Source organism: Tardiphaga sp. P9-11 (genome assembly GCF_008329525.1).
GTDB lineage: Bacteria > Pseudomonadota > Alphaproteobacteria > Rhizobiales > Xanthobacteraceae > Tardiphaga.
In genome coordinates this window covers 690,386-708,838 of the sequence record NZ_NPKQ01000002.1, presented here as the reverse complement: position 1 = coordinate 708,838, position 18,453 = coordinate 690,386, and the positions used below count along the sequence as shown (strand labels likewise).

Annotated in this window: 23 protein-coding genes; 9 read left to right on the top strand and 14 right to left on the bottom strand. The window is 60.7% G+C overall.

Features of this window, described 5'->3' with window-relative positions; translation table 11 throughout:
* Position 1: 1 nt before the first annotated feature.
* Positions 2–1,510, top strand: a complete 1,509-nt coding sequence (locus CIW50_RS09785) for a glycosyltransferase family 39 protein (protein ID WP_149531036.1) — start codon at positions 2–4, stop codon at positions 1,508–1,510.
* A gap of 51 nt (positions 1,511–1,561) precedes the next feature.
* On the opposite strand, the gene CIW50_RS09780 is transcribed toward CIW50_RS09785, so the two are convergent.
* Positions 1,562–2,938: an outer membrane protein gene (locus CIW50_RS09780; RefSeq protein WP_172980283.1), complete on the bottom strand. Its 1,377-nt coding sequence runs from the start codon at positions 2,936–2,938 to the stop codon at positions 1,562–1,564.
* A 369-nt stretch (positions 2,939–3,307) separates the two neighbouring features.
* On the opposite strand from CIW50_RS09780, the gene CIW50_RS09775 reads away from it, so the two are divergent.
* Positions 3,308–3,757 carry a helix-turn-helix transcriptional regulator gene (locus CIW50_RS09775; protein WP_149531034.1) on the top strand — a complete coding sequence of 150 codons (450 nt, stop codon included), beginning with the start codon at positions 3,308–3,310 and terminating at the stop codon, positions 3,755–3,757.
* Here the strand turns inward: CIW50_RS09775 and phhA are convergent.
* Entirely contained in the window at positions 3,743–4,630 is an 888-nt protein-coding gene (gene phhA, locus CIW50_RS09770; RefSeq protein WP_149531033.1) for a phenylalanine 4-monooxygenase, read from the bottom strand. The two genes, CIW50_RS09775 and phhA, sit on opposite strands and share 15 nt — an antisense overlap.
* A 294-nt stretch (positions 4,631–4,924) precedes the next feature.
* Here phhA and CIW50_RS09765 point away from each other — a divergent pair, with 294 nt between their 5' ends.
* On the top strand, positions 4,925–5,899 hold the full coding sequence (locus CIW50_RS09765; RefSeq protein WP_149531032.1) for a Bug family tripartite tricarboxylate transporter substrate binding protein: 975 nt from the start codon (positions 4,925–4,927) through the stop codon (positions 5,897–5,899).
* Positions 5,900–6,010: 111 nt separating this feature from the next.
* Here the strand turns inward: CIW50_RS09765 and CIW50_RS09760 are convergent, their stop codons facing one another.
* The 3 genes from CIW50_RS09760 to CIW50_RS09750 all read right to left on the bottom strand — a co-directional run bounded on the left by CIW50_RS09760 (position 6,011) and on the right by CIW50_RS09750 (position 7,716).
* The gene (locus tag CIW50_RS09760; RefSeq protein ID WP_149531031.1) at positions 6,011–6,475 is read right to left on the bottom strand and encodes a carboxymuconolactone decarboxylase family protein; all 465 of its coding nucleotides are present in this window, start codon (positions 6,473–6,475) and stop codon (positions 6,011–6,013) included.
* 42 nt (positions 6,476–6,517) lie between these two features.
* Positions 6,518–7,021 carry an RrF2 family transcriptional regulator gene (locus CIW50_RS09755; RefSeq protein ID WP_149531030.1) on the bottom strand — a complete coding sequence of 168 codons (504 nt, stop codon included), beginning with the start codon at positions 7,019–7,021 and terminating at the stop codon, positions 6,518–6,520.
* 167 nt (positions 7,022–7,188) lie between these two features.
* Positions 7,189–7,716, bottom strand: coding sequence for a DUF6886 family protein (locus CIW50_RS09750; RefSeq protein WP_149531029.1), 528 nt, complete (start codon positions 7,714–7,716; stop codon positions 7,189–7,191).
* A gap of 131 nt (positions 7,717–7,847) precedes the next feature.
* Between CIW50_RS09750 and CIW50_RS09745 the strand changes: the two genes are divergently transcribed.
* Positions 7,848–8,549, top strand: coding sequence for a DUF899 family protein (locus tag CIW50_RS09745; RefSeq protein ID WP_149531028.1), 702 nt, complete (start codon positions 7,848–7,850; stop codon positions 8,547–8,549).
* A gap of 479 nt (positions 8,550–9,028) precedes the next feature.
* The gene (locus CIW50_RS09740; protein ID WP_246664208.1) at positions 9,029–10,162 is read left to right on the top strand and encodes a DUF2778 domain-containing protein; all 1,134 of its coding nucleotides are present in this window, start codon (positions 9,029–9,031) and stop codon (positions 10,160–10,162) included.
* A gap of 48 nt (positions 10,163–10,210) precedes the next feature.
* Here CIW50_RS09740 and CIW50_RS09735 read toward each other — a convergent pair whose 3' ends face one another.
* The 5 genes from CIW50_RS09735 to CIW50_RS09715 form a co-directional block, all read right to left on the bottom strand.
* A complete protein-coding gene (locus CIW50_RS09735; protein WP_149531027.1) occupies positions 10,211–11,125 on the bottom strand; it encodes a tetratricopeptide repeat protein in 915 nt (304 codons plus the stop codon).
* A 70-nt stretch (positions 11,126–11,195) separates the two neighbouring features.
* On the bottom strand, positions 11,196–11,471 hold the full coding sequence (locus CIW50_RS09730; RefSeq protein ID WP_149531026.1) for a DUF1488 family protein: 276 nt from the start codon (positions 11,469–11,471) through the stop codon (positions 11,196–11,198).
* A gap of 15 nt (positions 11,472–11,486) precedes the next feature.
* Complete coding sequence (locus tag CIW50_RS09725; protein WP_068736084.1) at positions 11,487–11,666, bottom strand: hypothetical protein; 180 nt, start codon at positions 11,664–11,666, stop codon at positions 11,487–11,489.
* A gap of 59 nt (positions 11,667–11,725) precedes the next feature.
* The gene (locus CIW50_RS09720) at positions 11,726–12,022 is read right to left on the bottom strand and encodes a hypothetical protein (RefSeq protein ID WP_149531025.1); all 297 of its coding nucleotides are present in this window, start codon (positions 12,020–12,022) and stop codon (positions 11,726–11,728) included.
* On the bottom strand, positions 12,019–12,282 hold the full coding sequence (locus CIW50_RS09715) for a hypothetical protein (RefSeq protein ID WP_149531024.1): 264 nt from the start codon (positions 12,280–12,282) through the stop codon (positions 12,019–12,021). The genes CIW50_RS09720 and CIW50_RS09715 overlap by 4 nt, the downstream gene beginning before the upstream one ends.
* Positions 12,283–12,560: 278 nt before the next feature.
* On the opposite strand from CIW50_RS09715, the gene CIW50_RS09710 reads away from it, so the two are divergent.
* Together CIW50_RS09710 and CIW50_RS29505 are read left to right on the top strand one after the other, a co-directional pair.
* The gene (locus CIW50_RS09710; protein ID WP_149531023.1) at positions 12,561–13,388 is read left to right on the top strand and encodes a transglutaminase domain-containing protein; all 828 of its coding nucleotides are present in this window, start codon (positions 12,561–12,563) and stop codon (positions 13,386–13,388) included.
* Between the two features lie 127 nt (positions 13,389–13,515).
* A complete protein-coding gene (locus tag CIW50_RS29505; RefSeq protein WP_502707422.1) occupies positions 13,516–13,860 on the top strand; it encodes a hypothetical protein in 345 nt (114 codons plus the stop codon).
* A 102-nt stretch (positions 13,861–13,962) separates the two neighbouring features.
* On the opposite strand, the gene CIW50_RS09700 is transcribed toward CIW50_RS29505, so the two are convergent.
* Positions 13,963–14,715 (bottom strand): SDR family NAD(P)-dependent oxidoreductase, encoded by a 753-nt coding sequence (locus CIW50_RS09700; RefSeq protein WP_149531022.1) that lies wholly within the window; start codon positions 14,713–14,715, stop codon positions 13,963–13,965.
* 84 nt (positions 14,716–14,799) lie between these two features.
* Between CIW50_RS09700 and CIW50_RS09695 the strand changes: the two genes are divergently transcribed.
* Positions 14,800–15,138: an ArsR/SmtB family transcription factor gene (locus CIW50_RS09695; protein ID WP_149531021.1), complete on the top strand. Its 339-nt coding sequence runs from the start codon at positions 14,800–14,802 to the stop codon at positions 15,136–15,138.
* An 86-nt stretch (positions 15,139–15,224) separates the two neighbouring features.
* On the opposite strand, the gene CIW50_RS09690 is transcribed toward CIW50_RS09695, so the two are convergent.
* The 3 genes from CIW50_RS09690 to CIW50_RS09680 form a co-directional block, all read right to left on the bottom strand.
* Positions 15,225–15,479 carry a hypothetical protein gene (locus CIW50_RS09690; RefSeq protein WP_502707421.1) on the bottom strand — a complete coding sequence of 85 codons (255 nt, stop codon included), beginning with the start codon at positions 15,477–15,479 and terminating at the stop codon, positions 15,225–15,227.
* Positions 15,480–15,662: 183 nt separating this feature from the next.
* The gene (gene groL / locus CIW50_RS09685; protein WP_093756421.1) at positions 15,663–17,306 is read right to left on the bottom strand and encodes a chaperonin GroEL; all 1,644 of its coding nucleotides are present in this window, start codon (positions 17,304–17,306) and stop codon (positions 15,663–15,665) included.
* A 40-nt stretch (positions 17,307–17,346) separates the two neighbouring features.
* Positions 17,347–17,664: a co-chaperone GroES gene (locus tag CIW50_RS09680; protein ID WP_149531019.1), complete on the bottom strand. Its 318-nt coding sequence runs from the start codon at positions 17,662–17,664 to the stop codon at positions 17,347–17,349.
* A 420-nt stretch (positions 17,665–18,084) separates the two neighbouring features.
* Between CIW50_RS09680 and CIW50_RS09675 the strand changes: the two genes are divergently transcribed.
* Positions 18,085–18,369, top strand: a complete 285-nt coding sequence (locus CIW50_RS09675; protein ID WP_149531018.1) for an usg protein — start codon at positions 18,085–18,087, stop codon at positions 18,367–18,369.
* Positions 18,370–18,453 lie beyond the last annotated feature (84 nt).

The window sequence follows — 18,453 nt, the reverse complement described above, 5'->3', positions numbered from 1 at the left end:
GATGAATGCGCAGGAACTGCGGCTGGTTCGCGGCACCGCGGCCGTGGTCGTCGGTCTGGTGCTGCTGCGGCTCGTGGCGGCCGCATGGACGCCACTGACCTTCGACGAAGCCTATTACTGGATGTGGTCGAAACATCTGGCCGGCGGTTACTACGACCACCCGCCGATGGTCGCCGTGGTGATCCGGCTCGGCACCATGATCGCCGGTGACACCGAATTCGGTGTGCGCGTATTCTCTGTCCTACTGGCTCTGCCGATGAGTTGGGCGGTGTATCGCACGGCCGAACTGTTGTTCGGTGGCCAGCGGCTCGCGTCGACGGCGGTAATCCTGCTCAACGCGACCATGATCACGTCTGTCGGACTGATGATCGTCACGCCGGACGCGCCGGTACTGGTCGCCTCGAGCTTCGTGTTGCTGGCGCTCGCCCAGGTACTGGCCACAGGGCAGGGCGCGTGGTGGCTCGCTGTGGGCGTCGCCGTCGGAGCGGCGCTGTTATCGAAATACACAGCGTTGTTTTTCGGACCGGCGATCCTGATTTGGCTGATTGTCGTGCCGAAGATGCGGCGCTGGTTGGTCTCGCCATGGCCTTACCTCGGGGGCCTCACAGCGCTGGCGGTGTTCTCGCCGGTGTTGTTCTGGAATGCCGAACATGGCTGGGTATCTTTCATCAAGCAACTCGGGCGCGCCCGGATCGATCACTTCAATCCGGCTTTCATTGGCGAGTTGATCCCGACGCAATTCGCTTTTGCGACGCCTCTGGTGTTCATTCTCGGCGTGATGGGACTTTACGCCTTGGCCGTCCGCAGGCCCGGAGCGTGGCCGGCGCGGGTACTGCTCAATGCGATGTTCTGGATCATCGTGCTGTATTTCGGCTGGCACGCGTTGCATGCCCGCGTCGAGGCCAACTGGTTCGCGCCGGTCTATCCGACGCTGGCCATCATTGCTGCCGTCGCTGCAACCATCGTGCAATGGAAACCGCGCGAGCAGCGCACCGTGGATTTCTGCCTGCGCTGGGCGGGGCCGACCGGCATCGTCATGTTCACAGCGCTGGTCGTGCAGGCCAATACCGGCCTGCTGTCCGGCTACAAGCGCGATGCTACGGTGCGCAGCATCGGTGTCGGCTTCGTCGAATTGGCAGCCGAGATCGAGGCCGTCCGCGCCCGTGTGGGGGCTACATGCGTGGTGGCGCCTGATTACGGCACCACGGGCTGGCTCACTTTCTATCTGCCGAAAGGGACCTGTGTCTTCCAGCGCACCCAACGCATTCGCTGGGTGAACATGCCAGAGCCGAATGCAGAGCAGCTGTCCGGCAAGCTTTTGCTGGTGGGGGAACAAAATGCCGCAGCCAATCCGGAATGGCGGGCGGCCTTTGCCAACATCGAGAAAGTGGCTGACCTCAAGCGCAAACGCGGCCCGCTGGTCGTGGAGAATGTGGAGTTGAACCTGCTGGAAGGCGCCAAAGGTGACGTGCTGGACCGGTCGCCGCCACCGGAGATGTTACCGCGCTAGGAGGCGCGACCACCATGCGCGCAATGGCGCGATGGTGGCCTGCTGTTGCAGTTACGGCGCAAAGTGATAGTTCACGCCGATCTTTCCGAGCTGCATGGTCTGCGCAATATCGGCATTGAAATAGTAGGAGCCGACCATCGGAGGGGCATTGATCACGCCTTCGAGACTCGCTTTGTCATGGCCAAAGCCGATGTAGTTATACTCTGCCTTGACGGACCAGTTTGGTGCGAAGGCATATTCCACGCCGGCACCGATCACATAGCCGGTATGGATACGGGATCCATCGAGGTTTACGTACATCGGGCCTGACACCACCGATATGGCATGATGATCCCCGGCGACGGCGACACCCCCCTTGAGATAGGTCAGCCAGCGCTCGTTGGTCACGATGCCGATGCGCGCTGTAGCCATCGCCAGCCAGTCGGTGCGCGAGCTTATGTCGAGATTGCCGCCGGCATTGATGCGGGTGCCCCCGCCGACATCGCCGCCGACCAGTTCGCCTTCGACGCCCATGACGATCACGCCGAGCTGAACATTGGCGCCGATCTGGCCACCGCCAAAGCCCCCGGTCATCGAGAACTTGCCAACTGGTGTGTAGTCACGCCAGTTGCCCTGTCCCGATCCGTAGCCTGCCTGTGCGCCGAGATAGAAGCCGGTCCAGTTGAATCCCGTCTGCGCGTATTGCAGTGGCGGGATCGGCTTGGCGGCATCGGGAGCGCCGAACTGATAGTTCGCGCCGAGCTTGACGAGGTGCACCGTCTGCTTGGTGAATGCCGTGGTGGAGATCGACCCGGTGGAGGACTGCGTACCGCTAAGATCGAAATCGTGGTCAGGGAAGTTGATGAAATTATACTCGCCGCGAAGCGACCAGTTGTTCGCGAGCGCATATTCCATGCCGGCGCCAACGACCCATCCCCGCCGCGTCTCGCTGCCGGACAACGTGATCCTGTCGGGCCCCGGCACCGAAACCTGAACGTCGTAGCTGTGATCTTCATTAGCCCAGGCAAATCCGCCCTTGGCGTAAGTGAGCCAGCGGCCATTCGCAAAGCCAATGCGTCCGGTCACGGTTGACAGCCAGTTGATCTGCGACGTCTGGGACAGTGTGGCCTGATTCAGAACGTTCAGCGTGCGATTGCCTTTGATGCCGCTGAAGCTGATGTCGGCCTCGATGCCGAGCAGCAGGTTGCCGATCTGTTGATTATAGCCGGCCTGAACGCCGCCCAGTGCGCCATCGGTTCGGATATTCAGGATCTGCCATTCGGTCCCGCCGAGGCCGTAGCCAGCATGAACGCCGGCGTAAAAGCCGGTCCAGTTATAGGTGGGATCAATGGCGGGGGCCTTGGTATAGGCGCGGGCCGGCACGTCTGCGGCGATGGCGGCGTTGCCGAGGCTGAGGATGCCGATGGTGCCGAGGAGAAGCTGTTTCATGTCGTTTCCTTGCAGGTGCGTTGGCGGCCCTCCAGGAATAGGAGCTGCTTCGCGCGTCATTTCAGCAGCGACCATGTATAAAAATACCGCTCTCGTCGTGGTCGTAAGCGCGTGACTCGTGCTGGATTGCGCACCTGGCGTCGCATTGTGAGCGGCTGTCGCCGCTCGGTCTCACCTGAAAGTACTAGGGGGCGCGCGATCGTGGGACCATACGATGACCCGCCGGCCAACGACTGACGGGTCACCGTCGGGGCGCAGTGCGCCGCTATGGTTTCGAGCGATGCAAATTATCGTCGCCGGCGTTGAACCAAAGTCAGGGGTCCCGACGACCTATCACCGCACACATTGAAATGGGCGGTGATTGGGAACATGGAAAACACAAATCTCGCATTCAGCAGCCACTCCGACTTCGGATCCGACCGTGCCAAGGCGCACAGCGTCGACAAGCCGGATCCCGTGAACCTCACCGAGGTCGGTGGCCTGCGCGGTGCGCGGATCGCCAGCGTGATCAGCCAGATCAATGAGAGCTTTGCCGATCAGCAGTTCTCGACCCGGGTGGTCGCCGAGAAACTCGGCCTGTCGGTCCGCTACGTTCAGGACCTGCTGCAGGGCTCGGGCCTCAGCATCACCGATCGCATTATGGAGCTCCGGCTTGAAAAGGCCCGCAGCATGCTGATCAGCGATCGCCAGTGCAGCCTCAAGATTAGCGAAGTTGCGGCCGCCTGCGGTTTCAACGAGCTCTCTTATTTCCACCGCAGCTTCCGTCGCCGCTTCGGCGCGTCGCCGGCCAAGTTCCGCATCCAGTCAATGAATGGCTGACGCGCGCTTGCGCTTGAAATAGTCCAGCGTCCCGCGGCAGATGACGTAATCCTCAGGGATCACCTCATCGGCCGCGATGTCATGTGCGTTGGCCAAGCGGCCATAGAGCACGCCGAAATCCTGATAGCTGTCCTGCAGCAGCTTCTCGAAGCTCTCGATGACGAAATAGCTCTGCTGGAAATCGTCGATGATGTAGTTCGTCCGCATCACGCGTTCGAGGTCGAATGCGACCCGGTTCGGCGAGGCTTCTTCCAGCGCGAAGACCGACTCTGTTGCTGACGACAGAATGCCGGCGCCGAAGATGCGCAACCCGTCCGCGCTCTTCATCAGTCCGAACTCCACCGTGTACCAGTACAATCGTGCCAGGTTCTTCAACTGGCCGAGCGCCATCGCGCGCTGGCCGCCTTTGCCATAAGCCTGCATGAAATCGGCATAGACCGGGTTCGCCAATAGCGGAACATGGCCGAAGACGTCGTGGAAGATGTCGGGTTCCTGCAGGTAATCCATTTCATGCTCGGGGCGGATGAAGGCGCCAGCCGGAAAGCGTCGGTTGGCGAGATGATCGAAGAAAATCTCATCGGGCACCAGTTCGGCAACCGGCACCACCTGCCAACCGGTCAGCGGCATCAGACGGGCACTCAGTTTCTCCAGATTGGGAATGCCCGACTCTGATAGTTGCAATGTATTCAGCGCGGCGAGAAATTCGTCGCAAGCCCGTCCCTTAAGGACGGTCTGCGCGCGGGCGAACAGGCGGTCCCAGCGATCATGCTCGGCGGCGGAGTAGGAACCCCAGTCCTGATCCAGCGTGAAGTCAGGGCGTTTCGGGGCGCTGAGGTAGCGGCTCTTCTCGGTCGACTGGTTCAGCCCGGTCATGACGCTCTCCGACTCCGACGGTTCGATCAGAACATAAGGTTCCGCTGCCAAATAGTTCCGTCAAAAGAAGCAATTTCTCGCATCCGCCCATCCGACGATAGCAATCCACCATCGTCCAGATCTTATTTGCAAAGGCGTTTCCTTGTCGGAAGCCCGTCTCGATGACATTTTTAATGACAACAAACGTGGTCCCACATCGCTGAAATGATTGCGAAATCTCGTCGAAATGTCGCGGGAGCCACGGGCAAAACACTCTCATCATCGATCATAAGGAATACGACCGTGCGGTCCGTCATGTCTTCTCGCTTCCTCTCAGGTGCTTTCGCGGCAGTGCTGCTGGTTTCCGGCGCGACGGGGGCGTTCGCTGACAGCTGGCCGAGCCGGACGATCAAGCTGATCGTTCCGTTCCCGCCGGGCGGCGCTGCGGACATCACGGCGCGGGTCTATGCTGACAAGCTCGGCGAGGCGCTGAAGCAGACCATTGTGGTCGAGAACAAGGCTGGTGCCGGTACGGCTATTGCTGCCGACGCTGTCGCCAAGGCCGATCCGGATGGCTACACGCTGTCGCTCGCGCCCGCGGGGCAGCTCACCATTCTGCCGCATATCAACAAGACCATCGCCTTCGATCCCTTCAAAAGCTTTACGCCGGTCTCGTTGCTGACGTCGGTGCCCTATGTGCTCGCGGCCAGCCCGGATACGCCGGTCTCCAGCGTCAAGGAGCTGGTTGCGGCTGCGAAGCGCGAGCCGGGGAAATTCACCTACTCGTCGTGCGGACCCGGCACGCTCTGCCATTTGAGCGGCGAACTGTTCAAGAGCCTGACCGAGACGGATCTGCTCCACGTGCCGTTCAAGGGCAGCGCGCCAGCCGTCAACGCATTGCTCGGAAATCAGGTGAACCTGTCTTTCGACACGCTGACGGTGCTGGCGCCGCAGATCCGCGATGGTAAGGTCAAGGGTCTCGTGATCACCAGCCGCGAGCGCTCGTCGCAGCTTCCCGATGTGCCGACGCCGGCGGAAGCAGGCGTGGCTGACTTTGTCGTCGACTCCTGGTTCGGCCTCGTCGTGCCTGCAGGGACGCCCGATGCCATTGTTGATCGCCTGAACGCCGAAGTGGTGCGCATAGGCGCGCTGCCGGATGTTCGCGATCGCCTGGAAAAGCAGGGCCTCAGCATCACAACCTCGACGCCTCAGGCCTTTGCCAAGACGATCAAGGACGATTACGCCCGCTGGGGACGCGTCGTCGATGCGTCTGGCGCGAAGCTTTTCTGACCACTAGCCATATTGCCTGACACATCGGTCGGGCAAAGCAGACGCCAAGAAAGGCCGGGTTGATGTTTCAACCCGGCCCTTTGCTTGTCGATTATCTGCTGAAGTCGGTGTTCAGGCAGCAGCCTTCGGCTTCTCGATCGGATGCGGAACGCGGAAGCCGACGGCAAGACGGTTCCAGACATTGATGGCGCCAATTGCCACTGTGATCTTGAGGCATTCCTCTTCCGAGAAATGCGCGCGCAGCGCTTCATAATCGGCATCGGGCGCGCGAGTCTGCGCGATCAGTGTGACAGCATCGACCCAGCCGAGGAGCGCGCGCTCGCGCGGCGTGTAGACCGTGGATTCGTGCCAGACCGACATCATGTTGATCCACTGCTCGCTGAGACCGTCGTGACGGGATTCCTTCACATGCATGTCGACGCAGAAAGCGCAGCCATTGATGATCGACGAGCGGAGCTTGATGAGGTGGACGATCGCAGGCTCGAGGCCGCTTTCCTTGACGACATATTGATCGAGCGCGGCGACGGCCTTGTAGGCGTCAGGGGCGGCCTTGGCGATGTTGAGACGGGCTTGCATGGTCATTCTCCTTGTGTGGTGGTTGGGATTGCGGTCTGAAATTCAACTGATGTTGCGACGTCGTTCGTTGAGTTCGAGGAAGGCGCAGCCGCGCGCCGCGATGGCACCGTCGGTGTCCGTGGTACGGAGATCACCGAGTACGTCGGCGATGCTCACTTTGGCCAGTTCGTCGCGATAGACGCGTTCAGCGCGCAGCATCGCGGCATTGATGCCGCAGGGCGCCGTCGGTTTGCCGGGCAGGGGATTGGGGCCGCGCTGGCGGATTTCACTGCAGCGGAAGGCCGGCGCATTGCCCTCAACGGCAAGGACGACATCAAGCAGGGTGATCTGGTCTGGCGTTCGGGCAAGGCGATAGCCGCCGGTCGGGCCAGGCTGTGCGATGAGCAGGCCGGCACCCGAAAGCGCCTGCAGGTGTTTCAGGAGATAGCTGGTGGACACGCCATGGAATTCGGCGAGGGCGCCGGCGGACAACACGCCGTTCGATTGCAGGCCTGCGAGCATCGCCACGCTGTGGATCGCCTGCTCGACTCCGTCGCTCATCTTCATCGCTTCGTCCTTGCCCTCTATCGTGGATATTATTTATCCGCGATTAGTTTCGATGTCAACGGCATCGTGAGGGACATGTCGTTAGCGGCTTCCAATGAAGGGCGGCGTTTTTGGCCTGCGAAAGTGGATAGCGTACCTAGTTCGCGGAACGCGAGCGGCTCGATCGGTCAATCCAACGTATTGCGAAGCCGAATGCTGCTGACGTGAAGCGAGGTGTCCCATAGGGGCGCCAGCGTCTTCAGAGAAGGCAGCACGCGCAACTCGACGTCAGCAGCCGCCAGCGCCTTTTCGATGCTGTCGATTCGCTCGATATTGAGCGGCATGGATGGTGCGCGCGATACCCACGCACCTGCATCTCCGAGATCCTCGAACCCGTCGGGTGAAAGCTCGTAGCGATAGAGCGTCGTCTGAGAAAGCTTATCCAGCCAGCTAAGCTCGATATGCGCGACCATGCGGCAGGAGGTCATCTTCTTGTAGGCGGTGAGATATTCCGGCGTCGTGCTCTCTGTCGGCCAGACAAAAACGCGCGGGCAGTCGTGCGGGAATAGATAAATCGGCTGATGCCAGTCGTCGATCGCCCAGACCAAGGGTCCGTTGAGCCACTCCTGCCCATGGAGACGAGGCGAAGCGATCTTCGCCGGCCGCGGCATGAAGACCTCGATATTGTTCTCTTCGCTGAAATGAAACAGACGCATGGCGCACTCATGGGCATCGACGTGAGGGGCGTCAATGTCTGCCCGGTTATTTCGGCGCTGTTGTCGGATCGGCCGGTTCCGGAACGTCTTGCAGACGGAGCACGTTGAGCCCACCAAGGAAGGATCATGCCATGACCGGTTCCAGCCTGATACCCGCGATCGAACTCGTGAAAAAAGCCGGCTTTCGCTATCCCAACGAAAGCCGTGAATACCGCCAGGCGCGCAATACGCTGCTCGTCGAGGAAATCGAGCTGCGACGTCAGATCGAGCGCGTCGCCGAACTCCGACGCGCGCTGCCGGAAGGCGGCGAGGTGACGAAGAACTATGATTTCATGGGCGAGAAGGGCCCGGTGAATTTTGAGGGCTTGTTCGGCGACAAGCAGACGCTCGCTGTCTACTCCTACATGTATGGGCCACAGCGCGAGAAGCCGTGTCCGATGTGCACGTCGCTGCTGTCAGCCTGGGATGGCGAGGTGCCTGACATCACGCAGCGCGTTGCACTGGCCGTTGTGGCGCGATCGCCGATCGAGCGGCTGGTCGCCTTCAAGAAGCAGCGTGGCTGGCATTACCTGCCGCTGTTCTCGGACACTTCAGGCGCGTTCAGCCGTGACTATCACGGCCTGACCAAGGACGGTGGCGACGACGCGGCCTTCAACGTCTTCACCCGCCGCAGCGGCACGATTCGCCATTTCTGGAGCGGCGAGATGGATGGGTCCACGGCCGATCCCGACCAGGACCCGCGCGGGGCGCCGGATCTGATGCCGCTCTGGACGGTTTTGGACGTCACCCCTGAGGGGCGGGGCACCGACTGGTATCCGAAGCTGGGCTACTGAGGTCGTGATCAGTTGGCGGCTCAGCCGGCACAAATCGATCGTTATGATTACCTAAATACCGTAAAAGAAGATGTGGGTTCTCCACGCGCCAGCCTCGCACTAGGCCAATGACCTAATAGCACCGTGCCAAATAGTTCGGGCCGGGCGTGACCCAAAACCCCAGCGCGCCTGAGACCGGCCTGCGAGAGCCTCGAAAGCTCTCGCAGGTTCCCCGGATTCGTCCTGTCGCTTACTCAAAAAGGCCATCATTGGCAGGCCTTTAGGTAGGCAATCGGTGGGGGACCTCCAATTAATTCGCATTTAACTAAAACTCGCCTTAATGGCGTTTCGCATCCCTGCGCGGTGCTTTTCGAGACATGTGTGTCTCGTCCGGCACAACGGGCAGGGAGCTTAGTAAACGTGTGTTGGACGTCAGGCGTATGAGCAGCAGTAAACGTGCGTTGAACCATTCTGCATCCTCTCGCCGAGGCCAGCATCAGGTGTCGAAATCCAGTTCACGTATGTTCGTGACCGGTGCTGCACTCGCCGCCGTCGCACTGACCGGCGGATGGACGCTTGCCGGCAAGCTTTTCCAGAGCGGCGTGGAGCCAGCGATGGTCTCCGCCAATCTCGGTGGTGATGCAGGCGTTGGCCAGTCGTCCTTCGCCGAGCGCTTCGACAGCCGCTTCTCACGCACCGAACACCGCACATCCTTCTCAGAGCGTTTCGAGCCGGCCGTTAATGCGCCGCTCGCCGCCGCCCAGACCGAGCCAAAGCGCCAGGTCGCCTGGTTCGACCCGACCTATTCGATGGGTGCCGCGCCCGAGCGCTTCGTCAAGCGTACGCCGGCTTCTGAGTCCGTGGTCCCTGCACCGGCTGCGAAGCCGCAGGAAGTCGCGCTGATGCAGCCGGTACCGACGGTGCGTCAGCTCGTCGACAGCATTCCGATGCCCGCTGCACGGCCTTCCGATGCCCGCACGGCCTCCGCGCCGCAGGTTGCTGAAGCACCGCAACAGCCCGTCGCACAGGCCCGTGCGGCCAAGGGCGGCGCCTATGGTCATGACTCGCTGGTGCAGAAGGCGCGGCTGGCGCTGGCCGCACAGCCCAAGTCGGGCAATTTCAACGTCTTCGAGAAACTGTTCGGCGGCAGCGCTCCGCAGTCCGGCCCCGTGCTCGCTTATGCCGGCTCCGATGGCGGCGTGCTGACCAACGGCACCGACGCCGCGGCCAGCAATGAGCCGACCCTGAGCGATCGCACCACCGCGGTCTACGACATCTCCGCACGCAAAGTGTACATGCCCGACGGCACCAAGCTGGAAGCGCATTCCGGCCTCGGCGCCCGTCTCGATAATCCCGCTTACGCGCATGAGAAAATGCGCGGTGTGACCCCGCCACATATTTATGACCTCAAGCCGCGCGAAGCCCTGTTCCACGGCGTGGCTGCGCTGCGTCTGACGCCGGTGGGCGGCGAGGGCGCGATCTACGGCCGCACCGGTCTGCTGGCGCATACCTACATGCTCGGGCCCAATGGCGACTCCAACGGTTGCGTCTCGTTCCGGGACTACAACAAGTTCCTGCAGGCCTATCGCAATGGCGAAGTGAAGCGCCTCATCGTCGTCGCCAAGCTCGACTGATTGATGTGACCGACGTGCCGCCCGTGCAGGTGACACGTACCCGGTCACTTATGAGCCGACCTTGGGATTGATCTTCCGCGCACTCGCAACATCGGCTGCGCCCCCTGAATTGTCGCCCATCTCAAGCCGTGTCATGCCGCGCAGGTAAAGCGCCTTGGCGTATTTCGGATTGATGCGCAGGGCTTCATTGAAATCGGCCATGGCGCGGGTGTTGTCACCCTTGTCGGCCCATACACCGCCACGATCTGTCAGCGCTGCCACGTAAGTCGGTGCGATGCGGATCGCCTCATTGTAGTCGGCGATCGCACGGTCGTTGTGGCCTTTCAGGCTATAGGCGAAGCCGCGGTTGAAGATCGGGCAAGGATCGTTTGGATTGAGCCGGATCGCTTCGCTGAAATCGGCGACCGCGCGATCGTGATCTCCCTTCACCAGCCAGGCACCGCCGCGATTGCTATAAGCACTCGTTTCCTGCGGATTGAGACGGATCGCCATGTCGTAATCGACAATGGCCCGGTCATTGTCGTCCTTGGCGTACCAGGCGACACCGCGATTGACATAGGCATCGGTATTGTTGGGATCGAGACCGAGCGCCACGCTGAAGTCGCTGATGGCGCGGTCGTTGTCGCCGCGGGCGAGCCAGAGGTTTCCACGCATGAAATAGGCGCGGGCGTAATCCGGGTTCAGGCGGATGGCTTCGTCGAAAGCGGCCATAGCAGGGGCGCTTTCATGACGCTCTTGATATTCGAAACCGCGATTGAACTGCAGTTCCGCGAGCTCGCGACCGCGGTAATTGCCTGAGGCGATGGCGCGGTCGCAGGCTGCAATCGCGATGACGCCGGACGCATTGGTACACTGCTGTGCATCGTCGGCAGCAGCTTGCGCGACCGGCATTGCCACGCTTGCCAGCAGGGTGACGAACAGGATGCGGATAGCGCAACGGTTCAGGCTTGGGAAGCGACGCATGGTTCGACCTCTCGCGTGTGACTGCCGTTGGTCACGCCGCGAGGAGGAAGGGTTCAATCGTGGGGGGAGGCTATCGGAAATCGATGCTGCGCAGAACGATGCCGGGTGGCTTGCCCTCGAATTCGGCGTTCGCGAATTTATGCGCCGCGCAAGCCTCGATGCGATCGCGCAGCCGGGCGAATTGCTCCTCACGCTGTTCGGGCTTGGTGCGTGTCGCCTTTTCGAGCTCGTCCATCGCGCTGGTGCTGATCGCGCAGGTGACTTCGGTCTCGTCGTTCATCATCGAGAACAGGACGACCATGCGATTATATTCGAAACTTTGGAAAACACCGTGTGTAAGCGCCATCATCGTCTTCCCGCGTCAGGCCTTGCGCTTCGGCACGACAGGATTGAGTTCAGCGATCTTGCGCAGGCATTCGGCCTCGGTGGGATGTGGGCCTGTAACGAACGTTCCGCTGATCTTGGTGCTGTACCAGCCGGACTCAACGCCGAGACGGAGAGATTCTGCGACCTGAACGTGACGGTGCAAGAGATTTTGCATGGGGAGACTTTCGATTGTTGATTGCGGCCGGAAGCTGCAACATTCGGTGACAGATAGGATCAATCGTTGGCGGCAAGCCGCGTGAAGTCGTCCAGCACGATCGCAATCAGATCGCGGTGGCGGGCATCCTGCGCGCTCAGTGAAGCAGCGTAGAGATTGAGCACGTAGCGTGCCTTGGTCGCGGCCTCCGGCCATGTTGTCGCAGGCGCGGTGAGGAGGTGCTCTTCAAGCTCCTGCTGGCGGTCGCGCAAGGCCTTGGCATTGGATTCGACCTCGGCAAGAATTCGCCTGATATCGGTGGCCTTCTGTGCCGCCATGCCGCGACGGCTATCGAGTTCGACCGGACCCTCGGTCATAGTGCACTCGCATCGATGCGTTGTGCATCCGCCAGTTCAAGCGACTCAATCGAGATCATCTCCATAGATCTCGTATGTGGCGGTGCGCCTGGCACGATGATCATGGTCGCCGTCCGCCGATAGCTGGCGAAGGACAGTCCCTCGATCATCTCCTCATCGGTGACGACGTCATACGACCCTGCCGGGATCAACCGACCAAGGCCCTTCAACAGGAAAGGATGTTTGAAAGTTACGGTCTCACGGCGCGATCTCGTGGTCACGCGCGCATGTCGCTGCTGAGATCCGGCATGTATTGAGCGTGCGCCTATTCACAGGCATTAGCTATCGATTTCTTTGAGTGATCCGGTGTTTCGTCGAATTTCGCTATGATTGCCTTGTTATCTAACGTCTTGTCGCCATTTCGAGGATGTATCCGACATCGATGACGTTCCGGCCGACGCTTGTGCGGAGTTTTTCTCGCAAGACTGTCGCGCAATGTGCGACGCTTGCGATGTCTCGCTTTTGAAATCAACGAGCTTGCCGGGATGAGGTGTTTTGCATGAAGATCCGTGTTGGCTACGAGATGATCTATGAGTTCCCGCAGCCAACGCCTGTCATGATCGTGATGGGCATGCATTTCACGCGTGCTTCCGATGTCGTTGTGCCAGATTATCTCACGACGAGCCCGGCTGTTCCGATAACGCCGTATCGCGATGGCTTCGGTAACTGGTGCAGCCGTATTGTTGCGCCGACGGGCCGCATCACGTTCAAAGCCGACGGCATCGTCAACGACAGCGGCAAGCCGGATATCATCGTGCCATCCGCCATCCAGCACGCAGTGGAGGATCTGCCGGCCGAGACGATCGTCTATCTGCTCGGCAGCCGTTACTGCGAGACGGATCGGCTGTCGGACGTCGCCTGGCAGCTGTTTGAGAAGACCGTGCCCGGCTGGGCACGCGTTCAAGCGATCTGCGATTTCGTGCACAACCATATCCAGTTCGGCTACGAGCATGCGCGCGCGACCAAGACCGCGTGGGACGCCTATAACGAGGGCAAGGGTGTCTGTCGCGACTATGCACATCTGGCCATCACCTTCTGCCGCTGCATGAACATCCCGGCGCGCTACTGCACAGGCTATCTCGGGGATATCGGCATGCCAAAGCCATGGGCCGACGGCGATTTCGCCGGCTGGTTCGAGGCCTATCTTGGTGGCCGCTGGTACACCTTTGATGCCCGCAACAATATCCCGCGGATCGGACGTGTGCTCATTGCGCAAGGTCGCGACGCCGCGGATGTGCCGATCACGCAGACATTTGGGCCCAACACCCTCGTCAGTTTCAAGGTATGGACGGACGAGATCGAAGAAGAAGCCCGGATTGCCAACTAATTCGCTTTGTCGGCTCTGTCGTTGCACTCGCTTAAGCCTGCATTTTCAGCAGCATGTGAGCGGCCCGCAAGGAACCGGCCGCGCCACTGGGAATTTCACCTGTCATTCCTTCGCAAGGACAGGACCGATGGCAAACACTCTGACAAGCCTGATGACCGCCGTGGCGCTGATCGCGGGTTCCAGCGTCGCGGCTTTGGCCGGCGGCACAGACGCACAGCGCGAAGCCTGCACGCCCGATGCGTTTCGCCTCTGCACGTCGGCTATGCCGGATGAGGGGCGGGTGGAAAACTGCCTGCGCAGCGCAGGACCGCGCTTGAGCCGCGCCTGTTACGATGTGTTCTTTCCGCAGTCGGCCAACAATCAGGCCCAGATGATGCGTGGGCAAGCGCCAATGCGCGAGCGCACGCAGCCTTCGACTCCGGATCGCATGGAGACACCGCGGATGCCCCCGGCCGCCGGTGATGATGATTGAGGCAAGGCGAGGTCAGGCCTCGCGATAACAAGTCAAAGGCGGTGCTGATTGCATCGCCTTTGATGTGTGTTGGATGATGGTCTGTCGAGCAGAGCGCGTGGGCTACCTGAATCCGCCGGTGACGTGCAGCGTTTCGCCGGTCACATAGGATGCTGCATCGGAAGCCAGGAATGCCACGACGGAGGCGATTTCCTCGACCTTGCCGATGCGACCCATCGGCGTGGCGGATTCGATCCACTTGCGCATGTCGCCTTCATGGAATCCGGCTGACACCACACCCTCGGTCGCGATCATGCCGGGATTGACGGCGTTGACGCGGATCTTGCGTGGCGCAAGCTCCTTCGCCAGGACCGACGTGATGGCATCGACCGAGGCCTTGGTCGCGGTATAGACCGCCGAGCCCGGTGGGGTGATCGTCGAGACGCCCGATGAGATGTTGATGATGCTGCCGCCATTGGGGTTGAAGTGTCTGGCCGCTTCCTGGGAGACGAGCAGCAGCCCGAGCACGTTCAGATCGAAATGCCTGTGAAAGTGCTCCGGCGTGATGCTGTCGAGAGGGGCGAATTCATAGACGCCCGCATTGTTGACGAGAACGTCGATCGGTCCGAAAGCCTTGACCGTCTCGGCCACCACGGATTTGGCGCCGTCCGGCTCGGCGAGATTGCCGTGTACCGCAACGGCCTTGCCGCCTTTGGCGGTGATCTTCGCGACAACCTCGTCCGCGCCCTTCTTGCTCGATGCGTAATTGACGGCGACGGCAGCGCCCCCGGCGGCCAATTGGATGGCGATTTCGGCGCCGATGCCCTTGGAGCCACCGGTCACCAGCGCAACTTTGCCTTCGAATGTCTTGGTCATGGTCGTGATCCCTCTCGGATGCTTCAATAGTTCGGAAGTATGGAACTATTGAACGAGCGCAAGAGGGCGCCTATATCTTTTTTCATGGTTCAGTTCGTTCACCCCGCGACCAAGGACATCACGCTGGCCGGCGTGCTCTCGGCGCTGGCTGATCCCATTCGGCTGCAGATCGTCCGGGGCTTGCTGCAGGAGAGCGGCTGCCTGTCCTGCACGGCAGCGTCACCATGTCCGACCATCGCCAAGTCCACTTTGTCGAACCATTTTCGCGTGCTGCGCGAGGCCGGCCTGATCCAGACCAGCAAGAAGGGCGTCGAGCATCAAAACGCGGTGCGGGCGGCAGATATCGAAGCGCGATTTCCGGGGCTGCTGATGGCGATCCTGGCGAATTCGCTGAGCGACGCGCCGCCGGTTGCGGTCGGCTGAAATGCGCAACGAAAAAGCCCGGCACGTGGCCGGGCTTTCGGTGTGACGGCAAGCAGAGTCTCTCAGTTGCCGATGTCGATCGCCCCCTAGCGGCAGACCCGCGTCTTGGTCACGACGCGACGGCCATACGGACCGCGGCGCACGACCGTGCGCATGGTGCAAACCGGACCGCGACGGATCACGGTGCGGCGTGACACGTAACGCTGTGACGAAAAATCGGTGATCGGCGTGGCCATTTTGGTGGTCTGCACGGTGGTGGAAGCAGAAGCAGGCGCGGTGAGCGAGGCAAGCCCGATCACGGCGGCAGCGGCAAATCCAAAAGCAAATTTCTTCAAGCGCATTCTCCTTGGGTGAGGCGGTTCGATCCGCCATGCTGGAGAGTTGCGTTTTGCGCATGAATTGAAACTGAAGGAACTGTGGCGGGGAGAGGGCGCGGCGGTTGCATCTGATGTCGAATGCCAAACAAAAACCCCGGCATCGCTGCCGGGGTTCTGCATTTGATAGGTTGCTTGAACAGCGTGGACTTAGAAGTCCATGCCGCCCATGCCGCCGCCCGGAGGCATGCCGCCAGCGCCTGCGCCGCCCTTCTTGGGCAGTTCGGCAACCATGGCTTCCGTGGTGATCAGCAGGCCGGCAACCGAAGCTGCGTTCTGGATCGCTGCACGGACAACCTTGGTCGGATCGATGATGCCCTTCTTGAGCATGTCGCCGTAGGTGCCGGTCTGCGAGTCGAAGCCGTAGCTGTAGGTCGCGGTCTCGAGGACCTTGCCGACGATGACCGAACCGTCTTCGCCTGCGTTGATGGCGATCTGGCGAGCCGGAGCCGACAGGGCCTTGCGGACGATCTCGACGCCGGTCTTCTGGTCGTCGTTGGCAGTCTTGATCTTTTTCAGCTGTTCCGAAGCGCGGAGCAGAGCGACGCCGCCGCCGGGGACGATGCCTTCTTCAACCGCAGCGCGGGTCGCATGCATCGCGTCATCAACGCGGTCCTTGCGCTCCTTCACTTCGACTTCGGTCGCGCCGCCGACGCGGATGACGGCAACGCCGCCAGCCAGCTTGGCAAGACGCTCCTGCAGCTTCTCACGGTCGTAGTCCGAAGTGGTTTCTTCGATCTGCGCCTTGATCTGCGCCACGCGTGCTTCGATGTCGGCTTTCTTGCCGGCGCCGTTGACGATGGTGGAGTTTTCCTTGTCGATCATCACCTTCTTGGCGCGACCGAGCATGGCGAGCGTCACGTTCTCGAGCTTGATGCCGAGATCTTCCGAGATCGCCTGGCCGCCGGTCAGGATCGCGATGTCCTGCAGCATGGCCTTGCGGCGATCGCCGAAGCCCGGAGCCTTGACGGCAGCAACCTTGAGGCCGCCACGCAGGCGGTTGACGACGAGGGTAGCGAGAGCTTCGCCTTCGACGTCTTCCGCGACGATGACGAGCGGCTTGCCGGTCTGCACGACAGCTTCGAGCAGCGGCAGCATCTCGTTCAGCGAGGAGAGCTTCTTCTCGTTGATCAGGATGTAGGCGTCGTCGAATTCAACGCGCATCTTGTCGGCGTTGGTGACGAAGTAGGGCGAGATGTAGCCGCGGTCGAACTGCATGCCTTCGACGACGTCGAGTTCGGTTTCGAGCGACTTGGCTTCTTCAACCGTGATGACGCCTTCGTTGCCAACCTTCTTCATCGCGTCGGCGAGGAACTTGCCGATTTCTGCGTCGCCGTTGGCGGAGATGGTGCCGACCTGGGCGATTTCGTCGTTCGAGGTGACCTTCTTGGAGTTCTTGACGAGGTCAGCAACCACAGCTTCCACAGCCAGGTCGATGCCGCGCTTCAGATCCATCGGGTTCATGCCGGCAGCGACCGACTTGGCGCCTTCACGGACGATGGCCTGGGCGAGAACGGTCGCGGTGGTGGTGCCGTCGCCGGCTGCGTCGGCCGACTTCGAGGCCACTTCGCGCACCATCTGGGCGCCCATGTTCTCGAATTTGTCGTCAAGCTCGATCTCCTTGGCGACAGTGACGCCGTCCTTGGTGATGCGGGGAGCGCCGAACGACTTGTCGATGACGACGTTGCGGCCCTTCGGACCAAGCGTCACCTTCACGGCGTTGGCGAGAATGTCGACGCCGCGCAGCATCTTGTCGCGGGCATCAACGCCGAATTTCACTTCTTTGGCTGACATGTTTTGCTTCCTTGAAATTTAAGGGGGAGAGGAAAGGCGCTTAAGCGGCCTTCTTCTTGGCGGGAGCGGGGCCTTCGAGAACGCCCATGATGTCGCTTTCCTTCATGATCAGGAGGTCCTGACCGTCGATCTTGACCTCGGTGCCCGACCATTTGCCGAACAGCACGCGCTCGCCGACCTTCAGATCGATCGGGATCAGCTTGCCTGCTTCGTCGCGGCCGCCCGCACCGACGGAGACGATCTCGCCCTGGGAGGGCTTCTCTTTGGCGCTATCCGGGATGATGATGCCGCCAGCGGACTTCTCTTCGGCGTCGATACGCTTGACCACAACGCGATCGTGAAGCGGACGGAATTTCATGCAGTCCTCCTAAGTTTCTGTAGATGCAAGTTAATTTCGAAATTGGCAGTCGGTGCTGACAAGTGCCAGCCAGACTGAACCGGACATAGGCCGAACGTTCCCTACCGGCAAGGGTCTGTATCAAATATTTTGGCACTCAAATATGACGGGTGCCAGAATTGGTTAAGAACCGTGAATAGCGGTAGACAGGCCCGTTAGCACCCGCGGTAAGTGGCTGCTAACATTCGGTTTTCAATACATTATTAAACTTTTAAGCTTGTGATGAGGACGTTGCTTGCGTCACATTTCATGCATCGTGTTGTCATGGGCGAAGTGGAAGCCGGTTCGCTGCAGTCAGCACGGTCACAGGAGAGCAGAGCGAAGTTCGACGTCAAACCGGAATCCACTTAGCCGAATGCGCTCTGTCCATGGAGGTTGAACATGGTCTCGAGAAATGCAGCTTCTGACGATTTCAGAAAGCAGGTGCTTGGCTACGGACTGACGACGGCGCAGATCCTCTATCGCATGCCCGACCATCCCTCGCTGCTGCAAACCTATGTCTGGCAGAACTACGATCTGTTTCCGAAATTTCCCGCGCTGAAGGACTTCCTCGACTTCTGGCAGCAGAAGCTCGATGGGCCACTGTTTGCGGTTACAGTCGCGCATTCGAAACTGATCAAGCCGGCTGAACTCCGCGCCGTGGATGGCGTCTTCCGGTTGCACTGATCCAATACATTCAACGCGCCGGATGAATTGCCGGTGTGCTGAACTACAGCTAGGTTCCCACGCGCGCTGGCCGTTTGTTAGGCA

Coding starts and splice junctions, on each gene's coding strand:
- CIW50_RS09725 (WP_068736084.1), bottom strand. CDS start 11,666: ATGCAAAATCTCTTGCACCGTCACGTTCAGGTCGCAGAATCTCTCCGT.
- CIW50_RS09730 (WP_149531026.1), bottom strand. CDS start 11,471: ATGGCGCTTACACACGGTGTTTTCCAAAGTTTCGAATATAATCGCATG.
- CIW50_RS09710 (WP_149531023.1), top strand. CDS start 12,561: ATGAAGATCCGTGTTGGCTACGAGATGATCTATGAGTTCCCGCAGCCA.
- CIW50_RS09750 (WP_149531029.1), bottom strand. CDS start 7,716: ATGCGTCTGTTTCATTTCAGCGAAGAGAACAATATCGAGGTCTTCATG.
- phhA (WP_149531033.1), bottom strand. CDS start 4,630: ATGACCGGGCTGAACCAGTCGACCGAGAAGAGCCGCTACCTCAGCGCC.
- CIW50_RS09765 (WP_149531032.1), top strand. CDS start 4,925: ATGTCTTCTCGCTTCCTCTCAGGTGCTTTCGCGGCAGTGCTGCTGGTT.
- CIW50_RS09785 (WP_149531036.1), top strand. CDS start 2: ATGAATGCGCAGGAACTGCGGCTGGTTCGCGGCACCGCGGCCGTGGTC.
- groL (WP_093756421.1), bottom strand. CDS start 17,306: ATGTCAGCCAAAGAAGTGAAATTCGGCGTTGATGCCCGCGACAAGATG.
- CIW50_RS09780 (WP_172980283.1), bottom strand. CDS start 2,938: ATGAAACAGCTTCTCCTCGGCACCATCGGCATCCTCAGCCTCGGCAAC.
- CIW50_RS09695 (WP_149531021.1), top strand. CDS start 14,800: ATGGTTCAGTTCGTTCACCCCGCGACCAAGGACATCACGCTGGCCGGC.
- CIW50_RS09760 (WP_149531031.1), bottom strand. CDS start 6,475: ATGCAAGCCCGTCTCAACATCGCCAAGGCCGCCCCTGACGCCTACAAG.
- CIW50_RS09680 (WP_149531019.1), bottom strand. CDS start 17,664: ATGAAATTCCGTCCGCTTCACGATCGCGTTGTGGTCAAGCGTATCGAC.
- CIW50_RS09675 (WP_149531018.1), top strand. CDS start 18,085: ATGGTCTCGAGAAATGCAGCTTCTGACGATTTCAGAAAGCAGGTGCTT.
- CIW50_RS09690 (WP_502707421.1), bottom strand. CDS start 15,479: ATGCGCTTGAAGAAATTTGCTTTTGGATTTGCCGCTGCCGCCGTGATC.
- CIW50_RS09745 (WP_149531028.1), top strand. CDS start 7,848: ATGACCGGTTCCAGCCTGATACCCGCGATCGAACTCGTGAAAAAAGCC.
- CIW50_RS29505 (WP_502707422.1), top strand. CDS start 13,516: ATGGCAAACACTCTGACAAGCCTGATGACCGCCGTGGCGCTGATCGCG.
- CIW50_RS09720 (WP_149531025.1), bottom strand. CDS start 12,022: ATGACCGAGGGTCCGGTCGAACTCGATAGCCGTCGCGGCATGGCGGCA.
- CIW50_RS09775 (WP_149531034.1), top strand. CDS start 3,308: ATGGAAAACACAAATCTCGCATTCAGCAGCCACTCCGACTTCGGATCC.
- CIW50_RS09755 (WP_149531030.1), bottom strand. CDS start 7,021: ATGAAGATGAGCGACGGAGTCGAGCAGGCGATCCACAGCGTGGCGATG.
- CIW50_RS09735 (WP_149531027.1), bottom strand. CDS start 11,125: ATGCGTCGCTTCCCAAGCCTGAACCGTTGCGCTATCCGCATCCTGTTC.
- CIW50_RS09700 (WP_149531022.1), bottom strand. CDS start 14,715: ATGACCAAGACATTCGAAGGCAAAGTTGCGCTGGTGACCGGTGGCTCC.